This window comes from Plantactinospora sp. ZYX-F-223 (genome assembly GCF_039649625.1).
Taxonomy (GTDB): domain Bacteria; phylum Actinomycetota; class Actinomycetes; order Mycobacteriales; family Micromonosporaceae; genus Plantactinospora.
Genome location: NZ_JBDJAV010000002.1, coordinates 95,667 through 114,762 on the forward strand (window position 1 = coordinate 95,667; position 19,096 = coordinate 114,762).

Genomic DNA, 19,096 nt, shown 5'->3' on the forward strand with positions numbered 1-19,096 from the left:
ACCGCGCGGGTGCCCGTCACGTCCGGCGGGCACCCGCGGTGGCTGGCGTCGGGACCGGCAGGCCCGCCTCGTAGCCGGCGGCGAAGGCTTCCAGCGCGGCGTCGGTGCCGGCCCGGTCGCCGGTGGCGAGCAGGTCGAGCAGCAGTCCCCGGACCACCGCCAGGCCGAGCCGGGCGTGCGTGCGGGCCAGCTCGGCCGGTACGCCCCGCCGGGCGGCCAGCTCGACGTTGAGGTCCAGCCAACTGTCCACGACCCCCTCCAGCAGGGCCGTGGTGCCCGGATAGCCCTGCACCGCCTGGCCGTACAGCTCGAAGAAGAGCCGCTCGTACGGCCACAGCGCCGGGTCGGCCAGCCGCCGCCACATGCTCCGGATGACGTCGGCCGGTGAGTCGGCCGGGTCGAACTCCAAACTGGCCAGCTTGGCCCGCTGCCGGCTCTCGACTTCTCGGACCACCTCGACGAGCAGTCCCTCCTTGGAACCGAAGTGGTAGATCAGCATCCGGTGGCTGGTGCCGAGGTCCGCCGCCAACCGGCGCAGGCTCAACGCGCTGACGCCCTGTTCGGCCATCCGGTCCACGACGCGGGACAGCAGTTCCCCTCGGACTTCACCAGACATGTACCGTACGGTACATGTACCACCTGGTACATGCAGCGGAGGAGGATGCGACGTGGCGCGGAAAGAGATCGACGTACGGGTGCACACCACGGCCAGCCCGGCGGTGGTCTACGCGTTGCTCATCGACGGAGCCGGTTGGCCCGGCTGGTCACCACTGGGCTCCTTCGAGCTGGAGCGCCCCGGCGCGGACGAGCCGGAGGGCGTCGGCGCGATCCGGGTCTTCCGGACCGGCCGGGTGACCAGCCGGGAACGGGTGGTCGAGCGGGTGCCGGACCGCCGGTTCAGTTACGAACTCCTCTCCGGGTTGCCGCTGCGCGACTACCGGGCCGACGTCGACCTCACGCCGGAGCGCGGTGGCACCTCGATCCGCTGGCACTCCACCTTCACCGCCAAGGTGCCCGGCACCGGCTGGCTCTACCGGCGCGCACTGGGCCGGTTCATCGGCCGGGTCGCTGCGGGCCTCGCCGCGCACGCTGCCACCACGGCCGCCCGCCCGAGCTGATGCCGCGCCCGCGCCCGCCGGCCCCCACAGCCGCCGGCCGGAGCAGGGCCGCGCCGGTAGCCGATAGCCGAGCGCGGGGCGCGGGTCAGCGCAGGGTCCGCTGGACCGGTATCCCGGGGAACAGCTCGGCCACCCGACTCGCCGCCGGCTCGTTGTCGATCTGCCGGAACAGCGCGTACGCGGCGGACCAGGCCGACGCGGCGGCAGGGTTGTCGTCGACACTGGCGTACGCGTGCCCGAGTACGGTCAGCGTCCGTGCCCGGATGAAGTGGAACCGCGCCTCCCCGAGCAGTTGGAGCACCCGGCGCAGCAACGCCACCGCCCGGCGCGGCCGGCCGTCGATCAGCTCCAGTTCGCCGAGCCCGATCAACGAGATCGCCTCGCCGAACGCCAGCCCGTCGGCCTGACTTCGGGCCAGCGCCACCGCCAGGGTGTGCCGGGCGGACCGGTGACCGATTACGGCGTAGAGCTGACCCAGCCGGGCCAGCGCGTACGTCTCCTGCACCTCGTCGCCGGTATCCCGGGCGACCGCCACCGCCTGCCGCAGGTACGCCTGCCCCGGCTCGGGCCGGTCCAGGTCCCCGTAGGTCAGGCCGAGCAGGGTCAGCGCGGTGCTCTCGTCGCGACTGGCCCCCATCCGGCGGGCGAGGTCCAGGTAGCGGTGACCGAGGTCCCGGGCGACCTCGTCGCGCCCCTGCTCCCGGCTGATGATGGCGCGCTGCGCCAGCGCGTGGCACTCGCCGAGCTGGTAACCGGCGGCGGCCGAGATCGACAGCGCCTCGGCGAGCAGCGGCGCCGCCTCGCCGTGCCGGCCGGTGACCCGGTATACGTCGGCGCAGAGCCAGAGCGCGTCCGCCACCCCGCGCGGCTCGTCGACCAGCCGGAAGATCCGCAACGCCGCCTCGGCCGCGTCGAGCTTGTCCCGCAGTTCGGCGCCGGGCCGCGAGGTCCACAGGTCGGCGAGGTTGCGCAGCAGTACCGCCTCGCCGAGCCGTTCTCCCGCCCGTCGGCAGGCCCGCAGCGCCGCCTGGTGTAGCTGCCGCGCCTCGTCGTGCATGCCGCGCAACTCGTAGCAGGGCTGTGTCGTCGCGGCGAGGTTCCAGGCCAGCTCGGCCAGGTCGAGCCCGGCCGCCTGCCGGATCGAGGCGACCAGCGCCGGACGCTCACGGTCGAACCAGCCGACCGGGTCCTCCACCGGTGCCGCCGGGCCGGCCGGCGGCCAGCGGCGGGCCGGGCCGGAGATCCGGGCCAGTGTCCGGGCCGGCAGCCACTCGTCCGCCGCCTCCGCCCGGCTCAGCCAGGCGCCGAACGCCCGCTCCAGCGCGGCTCGCCGGACCTCGTCGGACTCCTCGGCGGCGGCCCGCTCCCGGGCGAAGAGCCGGACGAGGTCGTGCATCCCGTACCGGGGCTCGCCGCCGGCCGGGTCGAGCAGCTCCAGCAGGCAGGCGTCGACCAGCGACTCCAGCAGGCTCTCCGCCTGGGCCAGCGGCACGTCGAGCATCGCGGCACCGGTCCAGGCCGGCACGTCGGGCGCGTCGAGCAGGCTCAGCAGCCGGAGCATCCGGCGGGCCGGTTCGGCCAGCGCCCGGTAGCTGAGCCCGAGACTCGCCCGTACCTCCAGATCGTCCGTGGCGAGTTCGTCGAGCCGGCCGAGTTCGTCACGGAGCCGCTCGGCGAGCTGCCCGAGCCGCCAGTGCGGCCGGGCCGCGAGCCGGGCGGCGGCGATGCGCACCGCCAGCGGCAGGTACCCGCAGAGCCGGACGATCTCCGCGACCGCCGCGGGTTCGGTCCCGGCCCGGTCCGGCCCGACGATCCGCTCCAGCAACCGGATCGCCTCGTCCGGCGCGAAGGTCGCCAGCCCCAGGTGGGCGGCGCCCTCCAGCCCGGTCAGCCGGGCCCGGCTGGTGACGATGACCGCGCCCGGGGCGCCACCGGGCAGCAGCGACCGGACCTGCGCGGCGGACCGGGCGTCGTCGAGTACGACCAGCAGCCGCCGCTCGTGCACCGCGTCCCGGAACTGGCCGGCGCGTTCCTCCAGGCTGTCGCTGTGCAGGCTGTCGGGGATGCCGAGTACCCGCAGGAAGCGCCCGAGTACCGCGAACGCGTCGGCCGCGTCCGGCCAGCTACCCCGCAGGTCCGCGTAGAGCTGCCCGTCCGGGTACTCCCGACGCAGCCGGTGCGCCACGTACCAGGCCAGGCTGGACTTGCCGACGCCGGCCGGACCGGAGAGCGCGACAACCCGCAGCCGGTCGGCCGGACCGGTGAGGCCGCGCTCCACCCAGCCGACGGCGTCGTCGCGACCGGTGAAGTCGGCGACCGTCGGCGGCAGTTGGTGCGGGCGGGGCGGGCTCGACACCGGCGGGGCGGCCTCGATGCCGTCGCCGGACGGGCTGGCCAGCTCCGGGTCGGTGTGCAGCATCCGCAGATGCAGCCGGCGCAGCTCCGGGCCGGGGTCGACGCCCAGGGTGTCGGCCAGCCGGTGCCGGAGCCGGCTGTAGTGCTCCAGGGCGTCTGCCTGCCGTCCGCTGCGGTACAGCGCGAGCATGAGCTGCCCGGCGAGGCGCTCGTCCAGCGGATGCTCACCGGCCCGCCGGGTCAGCTCCGGCAGCAGCTCCGCGTGCCGGCCCTGGCGCAGGGCGATGTCGCAGCGGTCGAGTTCGGCCGCGAACCGCTCCTGCCCCAGCGCCGTACGCAGGGCGCTGAGCCATGGCGTCTCCAGATGCGCGAACGCCTCGCCCCGCCACAGCCCGAGCGCCTCGTCGAACAGCCCGAGCGCCCGGGCGTCGTCCGGGGTGCTCCGGGCCTGCCGGACCAGCCCCCGGAACCGGTGCAGGTCGACGGCGTCCGGCTCGACGGTCAACTGGTAGCCGGCCGATCGGCGCAGCACCGTGACGTCTCCGGCGGGGGAGAGGCAGCCGCGCAGCCGGGAGAGATAGCTGTAGAGCGTTTCCCGGGCCCGTTGCGGGCGGCGGTCGCCCCAGACCCGGTCCAGCAGTTGGTCGACGGAGACCACTCCGTTCGCCTCGACCAGGAGCGCGACCAGGACGCAGCGCTGTCGTGCCGGGCCCACCTCGATCCGGTGCCCGTCGACGCGGACGTCGATGTCCCCGAGCAGCCGAAACTCCAGCACCGTCCGCGAACCTCCGCCTGGTCGGGGCAACCCTGCCCGGTGGTCGGGTTGGACGACCGGTTCAAGGATCACACAGCGGCCGTCCGTGGCGAATTCGACGCCCGGGCTGTCCCACATCGCAGGGGAGCCGACGGCGACGCCGGCCGGACGAGGCGAAACCGACCGGTCGGTGGTACGGGTCCGCGTGGTCACCGTGCCGGGGTCATTTAGGATGGCGCCGGCTATCCGGAACGTATCCCCGGTGTGGGCCAGGATCACCGGCGTCGCTCCCTGTCGGCGCACTGGGCATTTTCGTGGAGGGTCACATGAGCACCGGAACCGAGACCTTCGAGTTCCAGGCCGAGGCGCGTCAGCTACTTCAGCTGATGGTCCATTCGATCTATTCGAACAAGGACATCTTCCTTCGGGAACTCATCTCCAACGCCTCGGACGCGCTCGACAAACTGCGGTTGGCGGCCTTCGCTGACAAGGAGCTGGCGGTCGACACGTCCGACCTGCACATCTGGATCGAGGTCGACCGGAAGGCGCGTACGCTCACCGTCCGGGACAACGGCGTCGGGATGTCCCGGGACGAGGTCATCATCCTCATCGGCACCATCGCCAAGTCCGGCACGGCGGAACTCCTGGAAAAGATCAAGGAGTCCAAGGACGCGGCCGGCTCGCAGGATCTCATCGGACAGTTCGGGGTCGGTTTCTACTCCAGCTTCATGGTCGCCGACAAGGTCACCCTGCTGACCCGGCGCGCAGGCGAGTCCACCGCGACCCGCTGGGAATCCGACGGCGGGGCCACCTACGCGGTCGAGACGGTCGACGACGCCCCGCAGGGCACCTCGGTGACCCTCCACCTCCGGCCGGAGGACGCCGAGGACCAGCTCTTCGACTACACCGCCGAGTGGAAGATCCGGGAGATCGTCAAGCGCTACTCGGACTTCATCGCCTGGCCGATCCGGATGGCGGTCGAGCGGACCGACAACGACGGCAAGACGACCACCGAGACCGAGACGCTCAACTCGATGAAGGCGCTCTGGGCGCGCTCGAAGGACGACGTCAAGGACGACGAGTACAAGGAGTTCTACCGGCACCTCAGCCACGATTGGACCGACCCGCTGGAGACCATCCACATGCGGGCTGAGGGGACCTTCGAGTACGAGGCGCTGCTCTTCATCCCGTCCCGCGCACCGTTCGACCTGTACACGCGCGGCGCCAAGCGCGGCGTGCAGTTGTACGTCAAGCGGGTCTTCATCATGGACGACTGCCAGGAACTCATGCCCGAATACCTGCGCTTCGTCAAGGGTGTGGTGGACGCGCAGGACCTGTCGCTGAACATCTCCCGGGAGATCCTCCAGAAGGACCGGCACATCCAGTTGATGCGCCGCCGCCTGGTCAAGAAGGTGCTCTCCACGGTCAAGGAGATGCAGGCGGGCGACGCCGAGCGCTACCAGACCTTCTGGTCGGAGTTCGGCAAGGCGGTCAAGGAGGGCCTGCTCGACGACTTCGACAACCAGAACACGATCCTGGAGATCTCCTCGTTCGCCTCCACCCACGACCCGGAGAAGCTGACCACCCTCGCCCAGTACGTCGAGCGGATGAAGGAGGGGCAGACCGACATCTACTACTCCACCGGCGAGTCCCGCACCATGATCGAGAACTCGCCGCACATGGAGGCGTTCCGGGCCAAGGGCTACGAGGTGCTGCTGCTGACCGACCCGATCGACGAGATGTGGGTCTCCTCGGTGCCGGAGTTCGACGGCAAGAAGTTCCAGTCGATCGCCAAGGGGCAGGTCGACCTCGACACCGACGAGGAGAAGGAAGGCACCGAGGCGGAGCGGGAGCAGCAGCAGAAGGACTTCGCCGACCTGCTCGGCTGGCTGACCACCCAGCTCGGCGAGAACGTCAAGGAGGTGCGGCTGTCGTCCCGGCTGACCACCTCACCGGCCTGCATCGTCGGCGACGCCCAGGACATGACCCCGACCCTGGAGAAGATGTACCGGGCGATGGGGCAGGACATGCCGGCGGTGAAGCGGATCCTGGAACTCAACCCGACGCACCCGCTGGTGACCGGGCTGCGGGAGGCGTACGGGCAGCGCAAGGACGACCCGACCGTCGCCGAGACCGCCGAGCTGCTGTACGGGATGGCGCTGCTCGCCGAGGGCGGCGAACTCGGCGACCCGGCCCGGTTCACCCGGCTGCTCGCCGAGCGGCTCGCCCGTACCCTCTGATCCCGACCGCGGGCACGGACGGCCCGGGACGCCAGGCACCGCTTGGCGGCCCGGGCCGCTGGGTAAGACCAGCGCCATGAGCACGACGTCGACCGCCGAGCCGGCCGCCGCCCCGACGCCCGGACCGGCCGTGACCCCGGCCCAGGTGGCCCGGGTCGCGGTCGTCGCGCACCGGAAGAAGTCCCTCGGCGACGGCCTCGACGAACTCCGCTCCCGGCTGCGCGGCGCCGGAGTCGAGGACCTGCTCTGGTACGAGGTGCCGAAAAGCCGCAAGGCGCCGAAGAAGGTACGCAAGGCGCTCGGCAAGGGTGCCGAGCTGATCTTCGTCTGGGGCGGGGACGGCATGGTGCAGCGCTGTTCTGCCGCGCTGGCCGGTTCGGACGCCGCCCTGGCAATCCTGCCCGCCGGCACGGCGAACCTGCTCGCCACCAACCTCGGCATCCCGGAGGACCTGGCCGAGGCGGTCCGGATCGGGCTGACCGGGCCGCGCCGCCGCATCGACCTCGGGCGGCTCGGCGGTGAGCACTTCGCGGTGAAGGCCGGCGCGGGTTTCGACGGGGAGCTGATCCGGGACGCCGACCGCGACCTGAAGGACCGGCTGGGCCGGCTGGCGTACGTCTGGACCGGGCTGCGGCACGTCCGCAGCGAGGCGACCCGGATGCGGATCCGGGTGGACGGCGCGGACTGGTTCGAGGGGGAGGCGAGCTGCGTACTCTTCGGCAACGTCGGCACGATCACCGGCGGCATCCCGGCCTTCGACGACGCCCGTCCCGACGACGGCTGCCTGGAGGTGGGCGTGGCGACCGCCAGCGGGGTGCTGGACTGGGCCCGCACGCTCGGCCGGATGGCGGTCGGGCGGTCCGACTCCTCGCCGTTCGTCCGGATCACCCGGGGCCGGAAGATCAACGTCCGGTTCGCCGAGCCGATGACCTACGAGCTGGACGGCGGCGCCCGCGCCCGCGTCAGCCGGCTGAAGGCGCGGATCGCCCCCGGCGCGCTGACGGTCTGCGTACCCGGGGACGGGTCCTGACCCGGGGCCGGTGCCCGCCGGTCACCGCGCGGAGCCGGCGAGCCGGTCGTCGGCGGCCTGCCGGGTCCGCAGCCGGCCGGGCAGGTCGAGGATCGAGCCGAGCCGGCGCGCCTCCGGCACCGGTGCCCGGCGGTCCGGGTCGATCAGGTACGCCGGGATGCCGGCCTGCTCGGGTCCGACGAAATCGGGCCCGTAGCTGTCGCCGACGAAGACGGCCGAGCCGGCGTCGATGCCGAGGGTGTCGAGGGCGGTGGCGTAGATCATGGGGTGGGGTTTGCGCCAGCCCAGCTCGACCGAGGTGACGACGGCGTCGAAGTACTCGGCCAGCCCCATCGCCGCGAGGTGGCCGGGGACCAGGCCCGGCTGGTGCGTGTTGGAGACGACCGCGAGCCGGTGGTCGCGGTGCAGGTCGCGGACCAGATCAGCGATGGCGGCGGAGTAGTGCACGCCGGTGTTCCACTCCCGGACGTACTCCCGGACGAACGCGTCGACGTCGTCCGGTGCCGGCCGGCGGCCGAGGAGGTCGGTCAGGAATGCCGTGCCGACCTCGGTCATCGAGAACTCGGAGTCGTCCGCGTCGCTGCGCCGGTCGAACGCTTCGCAGGCCCGCGACCAGGCGGTCAGGAAGTCGGGATAGCCCAGGTCGGCGCCGAGGTGCCGGAGCAGTGCGTGTGAGCCCGGGTAGCCCTGCTCGGTGCGGCTGGCCGAGTAGTCGACCAGGGTGCCGAAGAAGTCGAAGAGGATGTGGGTACGGCCGGCGGCTGGCATCGCGACATTGTCCCATCCGGTTTCGGCGCTGGCGCCCTCGGCGGCGGCGGGGAAAATCCGTCGATCCGGTACCGACCGCTGCGTATAGTCTGGCTGCTCGGTGGGGCCGGGCGGCCCGGGATTGCCGGGTCGAGACGCTGGGGAGGTCGTCGCGTCCAGGGAAGGCGAGCGCAGGCTCATCGCCTCGAACAAGAAGGCCCGGCACGAGTACGCGGTCCTGAAGACGTACGAGGCGGGGATCGTGCTGCGCGGCACCGAGGTCAAGTCGCTGCGGGCCGGGCAGGCGTCGCTGGTCGACGCGTTCGCCCAGGAGCGCGACGGCGAGTTGTGGCTCTACGGGCTGCACATCGCGGAGTACGCCTACGGGACCTGGACGAACCACCAGCCGAAGCGGATGCGGAAACTGCTGCTGCGCCGGGTGGAGATCAACAAGATCCTGGACCGGATCCACGATCCCGGCCTGACCCTGGTGCCGCTGTCGCTGTACTTCTCGAACGGCTGGGCCAAGGTCGAGCTCGGCGTCGCCCGCGGCAAGCGGTCGTACGACAAGCGCCAGGCCCTGGCCGAACGGGACGCCAACCGGGAGATCGCCCGGGAGCTGGGGCGGCACCTCAAGGGCATCTCCCAGCGGTCCCGGGCGGCCCGCGGCTCCTGAGCCCGGTTCCCGAAGCACCACGGCGAGGCGGCCCGCCGGGGCGGCCGGCCGGTGGCGGCCGGGGTCAGCCGCGGACCCGGTCCAGGAAGGCGGCGAGGCTGGCCGTGGTCCGTTCGATCTTCTCCGGCAGCGTGATGGTCTCGTCGAGGCGCCGCCCGGCGTCCTTCTTTCCGCGCAGGTAGAGCGAGCAGGCCAGGTCGGTGCAGAGGTACGCGCCGACGGAGTTGCCCTGCCGGCCCTCCCGCCCGGCCTTGCGCGCGGTCATCAACGAGACGCCGTCCCCGGTGTGTGTGGTCAGGCAGAGCGAGCACATGCTGCGCCGGACCCGCCCGGTCTGCGGCGCCGCCCGCAGCGCCACGCCGACGAGCCCACCGCCGGACTCGGCGACCAGGTAGGCCCGCTCGTCCGCGGCAGGATCCCGCCAGCCGAAGAAGTCGAGGTCGGCCCAGGGCGCCTCGTCGAGGTCCCTCGGCACGGCGAGACGCTTCGCCTCGCCCTTGGTGCAGTTGACGAAGGACGCGCGGATGTCGGGCTCGGTCAGGGGTACCATAGGAACCAGCCTAATATCTCTAGGCAAACGAACAACAACCCTAGGCGTGAGGTGTGGCACATGACCCGAGCGGGGCTCACCGCCGAGCGGCTCACGCTGGCCGCGGCGGAGCTGGCCGACGAGGTCGGCTTCGAGAACCTGACCGTCTCGGCGCTCGCCCGCCGCTTCGGCGTCAAGGACGCCAGCCTCTACTCCCACATCCGCAACGCCCGCGACCTGAAGGTCAGGGTGGCGACCCTGGCCCTGGCGGAACTCGCCGACCGGGCCGCCGCCGCGCTCGCCGGCCGGGCCGGCCGGGACGCGCTGGCGGCCTTCGCCGACGCCTACCGCGACTACGCGAAACAACACCCCGGCAGGTACGCGGCGGCACAGCTGGAACTCGACCCGGAGACGGACACGGCGGCCGCCGACGCCGCCCGCCGGCACGCGGCGCTGACCCGGGCGATCCTGCGCGGCTACCGGCTGGCCGAGCCCGACCAGACCGATGCGGTACGCATGCTGCACAGCACCTTCCACGGTTACGTCTGCCTGGAGCGGGCCGGCGGATTCCGGCACCATCCCCGCGCGGTCGACGATTCCTGGGCCAGAACGGTGGACGCCGTGGACGTCGTGCTGCGGAACTGGCCGGCGCAGTGACCCCGGCACCCGAGGGCACGGGCCGCACCACCAGACCGTCGCCGCGCACCCGGACCAGCCCGGCCCGGCCCGGCCCGGCCGGACCCTATATTGGTCCGCAGCCGAACCCGCCCGCTCCCGGCCTCCCGCAGCGGGCGGCCGGAGGATCCGACACGAGCCGGAGGTGGCCTTGCTCAGCCTGGTGACGGTGGGAATCCGCACCGCCCTGGCCGTCGCCGGCTCGTCCCGGAGCGCGGCCGTGACCAAACCCCGGCCGGCGACCGACCCCTCGGACGGTGCCGACCAGCCGGAGCCGGCCGGTCCCGGCGAGGACGTCGAGCCGCAACCGACCGGCCACGCCCACTCCGGCCCGGCCGGGCAGCGCTGGGCGACGAGCTGGGCGTCGATGCCGCAGCTCGCCGAGCCGGACAACATGCCGCCGGCACCGTTCACCGAGCACGACCGGGTGCTGGCCGACAGCACGCTCCGGCAGACCATCCGGGTCTCGGTGGCCGGGTCACGGATCCGGTTGCGCCTCTCCAACGCCTTCGGCGGGGCGCCGCTGCCGGTCACCGCTGCCACCGTGGCGCTGCCGGAGGGTGGCCGGGCCGGGGTCAGCGCTATCCGGCCCGGCAGCGCGCGGCCGGTCACCTTCAGCGGGCGCGCGTCGGTGACCGTCCCGGTCGGTGCGCAGATCGTCTCCGACCCGATCGACATCTCCGTGCCGGCCCGTGCCAACCTCACCGTGACGCTCTATCTCGCCGAGGGGCAGGCGTCGGACCGGATAACCTCGCACCCCGGCTCCCGGACCACCTCCTACCTGCTGCGCGGCAATCACGTCGCGGCACCGACGCTGCCCGGCGCCACCCCGGTCGACCACTGGTACTTCCTCAGCGGGCTGGAGGTGCCGGCCGGGCCCGGCACCAGGGTCGCGGTGCTGCTCGGTGACTCGCTGACCGACGGGCGCGGCTCCACCACCAACGGAAACGACCGCTGGCCCGACCAACTCGTGGCGCGGCTGCACGCGTACCGGCCGACCCGGGACGTCGCGGTGGCGAACCAGGCGGCCGGGGGCAACCGGGTACTCAACGACGGGCTCGGGCCGAACGCGCTGGCCCGGCTGGACCGGGACGTACTGGCGCAGAGCGGCGTCACCTGGCTGGTGGTGTTCGAGGGGATCAACGACATCGGCACCGCCGAGGCCACCGAGGCGGCCCAGCGGGCGGTCACCGACGACCTGATCACCGCGTACGACCAGATCGTCACCCGGGCGCACGCGCAGGGCATCCGGGTGTACGGCGCGACCCTGACCCCGTTCGGCGGCAACCCCGACTACGACGACCCGGCCCGGCTCCGGGAAGCCACCCGCCAGGCGGTCAACCGGTGGATCCGCAGCAGCGGCCGGTTCGACTCGGTGATCGACTTCGACCGCGCCGTACGGGATCCGGCCGACCCCCGTCGACTGCTGCCGGCCGCCGACACCGGCGACCACCTGCACCTCAACCCGGCCGGCTACCAGATGCTCGCCGACGCCGTCCCGGCCCGCCTCTTCCGGCAGTGACCCGGATCGGTCAGCCCGCCGGCTGATCCGGATCGGGTTCGGTGAGCGCCTCCAGCCAGGCGGCCGGCGCGGTCGTGTGCTCGGGGGCGATCCGCGCGGGCCCGCCGAGGGCGCGCCGCCAGTCGGGCGCGGTCGCGCCGCGCAGCGCCCGCTGCCAGGACACCGCCCGACCGACCTTCGCCACCCGCAGCGCCAACCGGACCGAGTGGCGCAGGTCGGCGCGGTCCCGCAGGTCGGTCCAGGGTTCCAGGTAGGCGTCCCGGAGCCGGGACAGCTCCGGACCGGCCGGGTCGGCGTCGAGCTGGTCGGCGGCGATGTTCAGCGCGACGAGCAGGCTGCCGAACGGGTGGGCCAGGCAGGCGTCGCCCCAGTCGAAGAACCGCAGGCCGGCGGCGCCGACGAAGACGTTGCCGTCATGCAGGTCGTCGTGCTGGATCGACGCCGGCAGCCCGTCGGCGGCGAGGTCGGCGCACCAGCGGTCGTACTCCGGCCGGAGCCTGACCAGGGCGGCCCGGTGCGGCTCGGCGAGCCGCACCGTCGGATCGGCCAGCAGCCCGGCCAGTGCGGCCGGCATCCGTGCCGGCCGCAGGTCCGGCACGCCGAGCCCGACCAGCCGGTCGGCGTGCGGGGCCACCGCGCGTTGCAGACCGGCGTACGTCCGCAGCAGCTCCGCCCAGCGGACCGGATCGGGCCGCTGGGCCGTCTCCCGCAGGATCGTCCCGCCGTCCGGTCCGAGCAGCCAGCCCCGGTCCCGATCCACCGCCAGCGGTGGTACGACCAGCTCCGGCACCCAGGCTGCCAGCGCCTCGACCACGGCCGCCTCGAAGCCGTTGCTCGGCACGTTCGCCTTGAACCAGATCCGGCCGGCGCTGGTCTCCAGCCGCCGCACGATCGACCAGGCGCGGACCCGGACGGTGTGCACCGGACCGGTCGCGGCGATGCCCTGCCCGGCGAGCCGGTCCGCGATCCAGGCGTCGTTCTCGGCCCGCCATTCGGCGCCGAGCCGATCCTCCGCCGAGCTCTCCACTCGGACCTCCTCAACCTCTCCTTGCGGTCCGTCGGCCGCAGATGGAAATCCCGGCGCCGGCGACGGTGATCGGCACATCGTGCACCGATGGGCGAACCGACGGCCAGGCGAATACGGTGGGCAGGAGGCTGATGCTCGCCGTGAGCAAGGCGACGGCCCCGGCCACGGTCGACCAGGGTGAGGGCGACGCATTGGGGTGGGCGGGGCCTGAGTGGACATGTCCTCTCCTGCAGAGGGCAGAGTTCATCGCCGGGTGAGCGGGGGTGCAGATGGGCTACAAGGAGATCGAGGTCGGCTTCCCGTCGGCGTCGAAGTGCCTGCTGTTGCCGGGGTAGTGGAATCCGTGTTCGGCGTGTTCGTACTCAAGTAGCGTGCACTCGTTGCCGGAGCGCACCATCGCATCCCGGAACTGCCGCACAGAGTCGATCGGCTCGACCTCGTCGCGGGTGCCGTGGTGGATCTGCATCGGCGGATTCCCCGGCCGCACGAACTCGATCAGCGAGTACTCGATCAGTCGGCCCGCAGCGATACCGACCTGCTGTTCGAGGCGGCGCTGCACTTCCGGCGCGAAGGAGCGCAGATTCAGCCCCGCAGGATTGAGGGCCACCACGGCCGCGATGCCGGGCTCCGGTGCCGTGGCGGACGCCTCCGGGGTCATCGCCGCAACAATCGCGAGATGGGCACCGGCTGAGCTGCCACCCGAGGCCAGGTGCGGCGCTTCGAGCCCGCGCAACGCTGCCAGCCGGCCGAACTGCTCGACCGCGCGCCGAACATCAGCGATGCAGTCGTCGATGCTGACAGCGCCACGACCCAACAGCCGATACCCGGCGGACACGGCGAAGATTCCACGCGACGCCAATTTCCGGCAGTGCGGGGCGAGCCCGTCGGCCGACCCCTCGCGCAAGGCGCCGCCATGGAACAGGACGATGCCAGCACGCGGCTGTGTGCCGTCGCCCGGCTCGAAGAGCAGCAAGGGCAGCTCCCTGCCGTCGGCGGCTTGGAAGAGCATCGAGGACTCTCGACAGGCCGTCATCATCAACGGCATTCGATCATTGACCACATGCGCCTGCAAGCGAAACGGCATGGTGGAACACCGGGACGCGTCGGCTCAGCGGCTGGTGGCACGGGGATGCGGTGGCGATCCAAGCCCGGTCCTACCAGCGTCGGCCCTTCGAGCCGTTTCCGCACGAGCGGCGGTTCCAGCCCGCGGTTCGACCAGGCCAACCGCCTGGTCGGCGCGCATCGCCACGCTACCGGGGTGGTGACACCATGATGATCACGGAGCGGCCCGCACTCCTGAGGGCCGCCCCATACCATCCACCGTGCGGAAAATCCTTGCAGCTCAATGACGCCGACGACACGTCAACCGACGATGTCCGACGGCCGTAATAGATCCTCCTCAAACACCTGTTTGCGGCACAGATCTCATATTCCGGCCGATACTCGTCGCGACGATCCGCTGGGCGAGGGTTGTGACCGGGGGCCGGGCTCGGGGTGGGATCCGTTCGACGGCCCGCGCGGGTCCGACGAGTAGCGGCGGAACGTTTCGGGTATGGATCACGACATGAGTGAAGAGCCGAGTGACCGGGTCGAGAACCGGGCCGCCCACCTGCTCCCCGAGGAAGAGTCAGTGGGCAGCGACGACCCGGAGGCGCAGGCCGCGGCGGTGCTGGCCGAGTCCGATCGGCGCGAGGCGGGCGCGGCGGTGCTGGCCGAGTCCGACCCGCGGACGACGGAGTCGGAGCGCCGGATCGCCGAGGCGGCTGCCGCGCCGGACTCGTTCCTGGAACGGCGCACCTCGGAGCAGACGGTGGCACCGGAGCAGACGGCCGGTTCCGGGCAGACGGCGACCCCGGAGCCGCCGGACTGACGGCGGCCCGGATCAGACCAACGGAAACTCGTCGAACAGCAGTACCGGGGCGTCCGGGTCCCGGGTGTCGAACCGGTAGGACCGGACCACTCCGGCGCCCGAGTCGAGAATCGAGAAGACCGTGATGTCGTCGCTCGCCACGTACGGCAGCGGGGTACCGGTCGGCCCGGTCAGCGGCGCGATCGTCGGGACGACCGGTGCCAGCCCGCCCGGATCACCCTGCCGGACGTAGTCCGGCCCCGCCGGCAGGTGCCGGGCGGCACCGGACGACACGTCGTACGCGCCGTAGTTGTTGCCGACGTTCGAGGTCTCCAGCCAGTTGACCCCGGCCGGATTCCGGAACCGGTTCCACAGGTGCGCGTGACCGTTGTGCACCAGGTGCACCCCGGTGGCGGAGAAGAGCGGTTCGAGGTCGCGCAGGATGTGGTCCTCGGCCAGCGGATACGCGTACCGGACCGCAGTGACCGCTCCGGTGACCGGGTCGCGCTCGACGGTCCGCACCGGGTCGGTGTACGGCGGTGCCGAGTTGCCGCCGAGCCCGTGGCTGGGATGGTGGAACATCACCACCCGGAACCGTGCCGCGCGGGCCTCGGCCGACGTCAGCTCCTGCTCCAGCCAGCGGTACTGCGCGGAGCCCCGGTGCACCGGCTCGAAGATGAACTGGCCGTGCCCCCACCGCTCGGGGTGGGCCAGGTCGGCCACGTCCTCCTGGAACTTGCCCCGCCCGACCGGCACGTGCGGTCGCCAGATCGACGTGACGAAGAGCGTCACCAGGTGCACGTCGCCGATCGTCCGCGACCACCAGCGCGGGCCACCCGCCGCACTGCGCGGGTAGGGGAACAGTTCCTCGTAGGTCGTGACGTCCCAGGACCGTCGGCCCAGGTCCGCCTCGTCCACGTCCACGTCCGCGTGCTCGTTTACGCCTCCGCGCTCGTTTACGCCCCCGCGCTCGTCCGCGCCGGAGCCGGCCGAGCCGGTCGAATCGGCGGAGCCGTCCGGGCCGCCCAACCCGATCGAGTTGCCCGCCCGGTGCCGCTCGCGGGCCACCTCGCGGGGCTGCGGGTCGTTGAACTGGCTGTCCAGGGTGGCGGTCTCGGACCACCGGCCCATCACCTCGTGGTTGCCGATCGCCGGGAAGATCGGTGTGTGCGGCAGGAGCGGCGCACCCCGGTAGGTCCGGCCGGCGATCGGCGTCTCCGCCCGCCCGGTCATGCTGGCGAAGAAGGCCGGACCGCTGGCCGAGTCGAACCAGTCGCTGGCCCGGTCACCGACGTTGACCATGTCGCCGGCCATCAGCACGCCGTCCAGCCGTACGCCGACGGTCTCGGCCACCTTCTCCAGGTTGGCCGCCGTCATCGGCTTGAGCTGGTGGTCACTGGTCAGCAGCAGCCGTACCCCCGCCCCGGCCGGCGCCGCCGGAGCCAGCGAGTACGCCGCCGTGACCGTGGCCCGACCGGGATCCTGCAGCGCCACCACCCGGTACGGCGTACGGCCGGGTGGTAGCCCGGTGACCCGGGCCAGGTGCCGGTACACCGGTCGACGGGTCACTGTCGGATAGCTCCGGCCCGGTACCCGGGACTCGGCGTCCTCCCGGGTACGGGAGAGCGGGCGGGTCTCCGCCACGAACCGCCGCCACCCCGGGCCGGACGGCTGGCCGCCGGACGCGGCGTCCCGGGCCTGCCGGGGCGACATCCCGGCCACTCCCGGGCCGACCAGCACGAACCCGCCGGTGCCGGGCTCCTCGGTGTGCCAGGCGACCCAGACGTCGTCCGGGCCCGGATCGAGCAGGTACGGCTCGCAGAGCAGTGGCGCGGAGTACTCCGTCATCGCACGTGATCTTCCGTCATCGCGGACAGTCAACCATCCGCTGCCCGGCGGGCGAGTACCGGCACGGCCCCGCCGTCCGCCCGGTCGGGCCGGCGTCGTCCCGACACCCGCGACCGTGGCCGGGACCGGTGGAGTCAGCCGAACGGGTCCCAGTGGCTCGCGTAGCGCAGCATGGATTGGGCGAGGTGGGGATGACTGCCGGCCCACAGGTCGTCGAAGAAGAACCACTGCTGGAAGCCGAACACCTCGTCGGTGTGTATGGCGAGTTGGGCGAGGTGCGCGGAGACGAGCAGCAGCGACCGGTCCGGGTGCCGGTCGGCGCCGCCCGGCGGCAGCGCCGCCCGGCGGGCGGCCACCGGATCCGGGTCGTCGGCGCCGCCGGGCAGGTCGGGCCAGGGCTTCCAGATCGTCCGGTAGAAGCCCGGCCACTCGTTGGCCCGGCGCAACGCGGGCTCGATCGACTCGTCCGCCGGCTCCAGCAGGGCCGCCAGCACCTGCAACTCCGGCGGCCAGTCCGGATCGGGCTCTCCCGGTGCGACCAACCCGTCCCGGAGCCGGGCGGCGAGCCCCGGCAGGCGTACCCCGGGAAACACCTGGGGTGGGGTGGTGGCGATCGACGCGCCGTCGTAGAAGGTCAGCAGCGCCGCGTAGCTGGCGCCGGCACCTGCGGCGGGCGGCATCGCCGGCCGGACCGGCACCGCCGGCACGAACGCGGCGTCCGGCACCGTGACCTCGGCGGGCAGCGGCCACGACTGGAACAGGTAGGCCAGCCGGTCCGGCGCGGCCGCCGGCACCTCGTCGTCGAGGAAGAAGTACGCCAACTCGACCTCGTCGTCGTCGGTGTACGCCCGCACGGAGTGCTCGGTGACCCGGAGGTGGGTCTCCGGGTCACCCCCGAGATAGAGGTGCTCGCGCTGGACATGCTTGCTCAGCGGCCCCTCGTAGTGGGAGCGGTACACGAAATACACGCCCGCGATGTTGCAACACCGGACCGACATTTCCCGGCGGCACGAATGTTCCCGGCGTCGGGCGCCTCCCCGGGTGGCCGGCCGGCGTGGATCAGATGGCGGTGGCCCGGGCCACCTTCCACTCCCCGCCGACCCGGTGCAGTTCGAGGACCACCCGGTTCTGGTCGACCTTCTCGCCGTCGGTGTTGGCGTTGCGCCGGTACTGGTTCAGATAGACCAGCAGCTCCACCTCGGCCGACTCGGCCCGGATCACCCCGCTGGCGGAGACCTCCGCGAGCACCACCGCCTGCTCGGAGACGGCCGTCGACTTCAGCGCCGAGGTCGTCTCGGCGTACTCGTCGGCGAACGGGCCGGTCACGAAGGCGCGCCCGTTCGCCACGCTGGCGTCGAAGCTGCGGTAGTCGTAGGAGAAGATCGCCTTCGCGGCGGGACCGGCGGTGGCCAGCGCCTGGCGTACCGCGGAGTCGCGTTGCTCGGCCCGGTGGTGGGCGTACCAGGCGGTGCCGGCCACGGCGGCGGCGAGCACGGTGGCGACCGCGAGGGCGAGGTGCAGGCGGCTGCCGGCGTACCGGCGACGCCGTGCCGGGGCAGGCTCGGGGCCGCGTTCCGCGCCGTCGGCCGCCGGCTCTTCGCGGGTACGACGCCCGGGGCGCAGCCGTCGGGCGAGCGTGGCGATGGACGATCGCATCGGAGAACTCCTCTCAGCCGACGAACTGGAGCCGGGCGACCAGCCAGGTGTCGGAGTCGTCTTCCCTGGTCAGGTCGACCTGGATCCGGTAGTGCGCGGGCCGCCCGTCCGGGGCGTTCACGTTCTTGACGGTCGCGTCCATCGCCACCAGCACCACGGCGTGGCGGCGGTCGCCGGAGAGCAGGCCGGCGCGCAGCACCGTACCCCTCGACTCGACCTTGTTCTCCAGCACCGCCTCCCGCACCTTGGCCTGGCCCCGGACGAACTCCTCCTTGAACTCGCCGGTGGCGCCGGCCGTGATCCGCTGGAGGTCGCTGTCCACACTGGACGCGCTGACCGAGACGAAGTTGACGGTGGTCTGCCGCGCGGCGGCCAGGGCCTGCGCGTGGGACCGCTCGATTGCCCGGTCCTCCCACCACTGGTAGCCGAAGACACCGGCCAGGGCGAGTGCCGCACAGAGCGCGGCGACGAGCGTGATCGTCGTCCCGAGCCGCCGCCCGGGCCCGTCCCGTCCCGCCGCCGTCTCGCCGGTCGAGCCCGCCGCGCCGGTCCTGGTCGCCTTGCCGATGCGGATCGCCCTGCCGATGCGGGTCGCCCTGCTGGTGCTCGTCGCCGTGCCGGTCGTGTCCGGCTCGTCGGTGGTGGTCGCCCCGTTCGTCGCGGTCGGCTCGTCGGTCGCGGTCGCCCCGTTCGTCGCGGTCGGCTCGTCGGTCAGGTCCGGCTCGTCCGTGGAGGTCGGCTCGTCGGTCGTGGCCGTCCCGCCCGCCGCGGTCGGCTCCCCGCTGCCCGGCCTGTCGACCGGCTCCTGGTCGAGCCGTTCCAGGATCTCCCGCACGGGGTCCTTGGCGGCCGGCACCCGCCGGGTCACCGTACGCCGGGTCGCCGCCCGCCCGCCCCTGGCCGGCTGCCGCGTCCCGTCGCCCGACCGGCGTGCCCCGCCGGCCGGGCCCCGTCCCTCGGCGGGTGCCTGCGCAGGGGCGGCCGGAGTGGCCGGATCGGCCGGTGCTGTGCCCTTTACCAGTTTCAACCTGCGTTCCTCACCGCTGCGCATCGGTCGGCTCCTCGGGTCG

17 protein-coding genes are annotated in these 19,096 nt (G+C 72.7%); 7 read left to right on the top strand and 10 right to left on the bottom strand.

Annotated elements, in window-relative coordinates; all coding sequences use genetic code 11:
* Window positions 1-16 precede the first annotated feature (16 nt).
* Window positions 17-616, bottom strand: a complete 600-nt coding sequence (locus AAH979_RS02840) for a TetR/AcrR family transcriptional regulator (RefSeq protein WP_346256395.1) — start codon at window positions 614-616, stop codon at window positions 17-19.
* Window positions 617-668: 52 nt separating this feature from the next.
* On the opposite strand from AAH979_RS02840, the gene AAH979_RS02845 reads away from it, so the two are divergent.
* On the top strand, window positions 669-1,118 hold the full coding sequence (locus AAH979_RS02845; protein ID WP_346256396.1) for an SRPBCC family protein: 450 nt from the start codon (window positions 669-671) through the stop codon (window positions 1,116-1,118).
* Between the two features lie 85 nt (window positions 1,119-1,203).
* Here the strand turns inward: AAH979_RS02845 and AAH979_RS02850 are convergent, their stop codons facing one another.
* On the bottom strand, window positions 1,204-4,248 hold the full coding sequence (locus AAH979_RS02850; RefSeq protein WP_346256397.1) for a BTAD domain-containing putative transcriptional regulator: 3,045 nt from the start codon (window positions 4,246-4,248) through the stop codon (window positions 1,204-1,206).
* Window positions 4,249-4,553: 305 nt separating this feature from the next.
* Between AAH979_RS02850 and htpG the strand changes: the two genes are divergently transcribed.
* Window positions 4,554-6,467 carry a molecular chaperone HtpG gene (gene htpG, locus AAH979_RS02855; RefSeq protein WP_346256398.1) on the top strand — a complete coding sequence of 638 codons (1,914 nt, stop codon included), beginning with the start codon at window positions 4,554-4,556 and terminating at the stop codon, window positions 6,465-6,467.
* 76 nt (window positions 6,468-6,543) lie between these two features.
* Window positions 6,544-7,497: a diacylglycerol kinase family protein gene (locus AAH979_RS02860; RefSeq protein ID WP_346256399.1), complete on the top strand. Its 954-nt coding sequence runs from the start codon at window positions 6,544-6,546 to the stop codon at window positions 7,495-7,497.
* A 21-nt stretch (window positions 7,498-7,518) separates the two neighbouring features.
* On the opposite strand, the gene AAH979_RS02865 is transcribed toward AAH979_RS02860, so the two are convergent.
* Window positions 7,519-8,265: an HAD family hydrolase gene (locus AAH979_RS02865; protein WP_346256400.1), complete on the bottom strand. Its 747-nt coding sequence runs from the start codon at window positions 8,263-8,265 to the stop codon at window positions 7,519-7,521.
* Between the two features lie 121 nt (window positions 8,266-8,386).
* On the opposite strand from AAH979_RS02865, the gene smpB reads away from it, so the two are divergent.
* The gene (gene smpB / locus AAH979_RS02870; RefSeq protein WP_318396552.1) at window positions 8,387-8,920 is read left to right on the top strand and encodes an SsrA-binding protein SmpB; all 534 of its coding nucleotides are present in this window, start codon (window positions 8,387-8,389) and stop codon (window positions 8,918-8,920) included.
* Window positions 8,921-8,984: 64 nt separating this feature from the next.
* On the opposite strand, the gene AAH979_RS02875 is transcribed toward smpB, so the two are convergent.
* Window positions 8,985-9,470, bottom strand: coding sequence for an FBP domain-containing protein (locus tag AAH979_RS02875; RefSeq protein WP_346256401.1), 486 nt, complete (start codon window positions 9,468-9,470; stop codon window positions 8,985-8,987).
* Between the two features lie 60 nt (window positions 9,471-9,530).
* On the opposite strand from AAH979_RS02875, the gene AAH979_RS02880 reads away from it, so the two are divergent.
* The gene (locus tag AAH979_RS02880) at window positions 9,531-10,106 is read left to right on the top strand and encodes a WHG domain-containing protein (protein WP_346256402.1); all 576 of its coding nucleotides are present in this window, start codon (window positions 9,531-9,533) and stop codon (window positions 10,104-10,106) included.
* 163 nt (window positions 10,107-10,269) lie between these two features.
* Window positions 10,270-11,646: an SGNH/GDSL hydrolase family protein gene (locus tag AAH979_RS02885; protein ID WP_346256403.1), complete on the top strand. Its 1,377-nt coding sequence runs from the start codon at window positions 10,270-10,272 to the stop codon at window positions 11,644-11,646.
* A gap of 10 nt (window positions 11,647-11,656) precedes the next feature.
* Here the strand turns inward: AAH979_RS02885 and AAH979_RS02890 are convergent, their stop codons facing one another.
* Both AAH979_RS02890 and AAH979_RS02895 read right to left on the bottom strand, forming a co-directional pair.
* A complete protein-coding gene (locus tag AAH979_RS02890) occupies window positions 11,657-12,673 on the bottom strand; it encodes a phosphotransferase (RefSeq protein ID WP_346256404.1) in 1,017 nt (338 codons plus the stop codon).
* A gap of 274 nt (window positions 12,674-12,947) precedes the next feature.
* Window positions 12,948-13,757: an alpha/beta hydrolase gene (locus AAH979_RS02895; protein WP_346256405.1), complete on the bottom strand. Its 810-nt coding sequence runs from the start codon at window positions 13,755-13,757 to the stop codon at window positions 12,948-12,950.
* Window positions 13,758-14,237: 480 nt separating this feature from the next.
* Between AAH979_RS02895 and AAH979_RS02900 the strand changes: the two genes are divergently transcribed.
* The gene (locus AAH979_RS02900) at window positions 14,238-14,543 is read left to right on the top strand and encodes a hypothetical protein (protein ID WP_346256406.1); all 306 of its coding nucleotides are present in this window, start codon (window positions 14,238-14,240) and stop codon (window positions 14,541-14,543) included.
* A 12-nt stretch (window positions 14,544-14,555) separates the two neighbouring features.
* Here AAH979_RS02900 and AAH979_RS02905 read toward each other — a convergent pair whose 3' ends face one another.
* From AAH979_RS02905 to AAH979_RS02920, 4 genes are all read right to left on the bottom strand, one after another.
* The gene (locus AAH979_RS02905; RefSeq protein WP_346256407.1) at window positions 14,556-16,370 is read right to left on the bottom strand and encodes a hypothetical protein; all 1,815 of its coding nucleotides are present in this window, start codon (window positions 16,368-16,370) and stop codon (window positions 14,556-14,558) included.
* Window positions 16,371-16,504: 134 nt separating this feature from the next.
* Complete coding sequence (locus AAH979_RS02910; protein WP_346256408.1) at window positions 16,505-17,338, bottom strand: hypothetical protein; 834 nt, start codon at window positions 17,336-17,338, stop codon at window positions 16,505-16,507.
* A gap of 91 nt (window positions 17,339-17,429) precedes the next feature.
* A complete protein-coding gene (locus tag AAH979_RS02915) occupies window positions 17,430-18,026 on the bottom strand; it encodes a hypothetical protein (protein ID WP_346256409.1) in 597 nt (198 codons plus the stop codon).
* A 13-nt stretch (window positions 18,027-18,039) separates the two neighbouring features.
* Entirely contained in the window at window positions 18,040-19,077 is a 1,038-nt protein-coding gene (locus AAH979_RS02920; protein ID WP_346256410.1) for a hypothetical protein, read from the bottom strand.
* Between the last annotated feature and the right edge of the window lie 19 nt (window positions 19,078-19,096).

Excerpts from the sequence above, each read along its gene's own strand:
- AAH979_RS02905 (WP_346256407.1), bottom strand. The coding sequence starts at position 16,370 with ATGACGGAGTACTCCGCGCCACTGCTCTGCGAGCCGTACCTGCTCGAT.
- AAH979_RS02840 (WP_346256395.1), bottom strand. The coding sequence starts at position 616 with ATGTCTGGTGAAGTCCGAGGGGAACTGCTGTCCCGCGTCGTGGACCGG.
- AAH979_RS02920 (WP_346256410.1), bottom strand. The coding sequence starts at position 19,077 with ATGCGCAGCGGTGAGGAACGCAGGTTGAAACTGGTAAAGGGCACAGCA.
- AAH979_RS02880 (WP_346256402.1), top strand. The coding sequence starts at position 9,531 with ATGACCCGAGCGGGGCTCACCGCCGAGCGGCTCACGCTGGCCGCGGCG.
- AAH979_RS02865 (WP_346256400.1), bottom strand. The coding sequence starts at position 8,265 with ATGCCAGCCGCCGGCCGTACCCACATCCTCTTCGACTTCTTCGGCACC.
- AAH979_RS02915 (WP_346256409.1), bottom strand. The coding sequence starts at position 18,026 with ATGCGATCGTCCATCGCCACGCTCGCCCGACGGCTGCGCCCCGGGCGT.
- AAH979_RS02860 (WP_346256399.1), top strand. The coding sequence starts at position 6,544 with ATGAGCACGACGTCGACCGCCGAGCCGGCCGCCGCCCCGACGCCCGGA.
- AAH979_RS02875 (WP_346256401.1), bottom strand. The coding sequence starts at position 9,470 with ATGGTACCCCTGACCGAGCCCGACATCCGCGCGTCCTTCGTCAACTGC.
- AAH979_RS02900 (WP_346256406.1), top strand. The coding sequence starts at position 14,238 with ATGAGTGAAGAGCCGAGTGACCGGGTCGAGAACCGGGCCGCCCACCTG.
- htpG (WP_346256398.1), top strand. The coding sequence starts at position 4,554 with ATGAGCACCGGAACCGAGACCTTCGAGTTCCAGGCCGAGGCGCGTCAG.
- AAH979_RS02895 (WP_346256405.1), bottom strand. The coding sequence starts at position 13,757 with ATGCCGTTTCGCTTGCAGGCGCATGTGGTCAATGATCGAATGCCGTTG.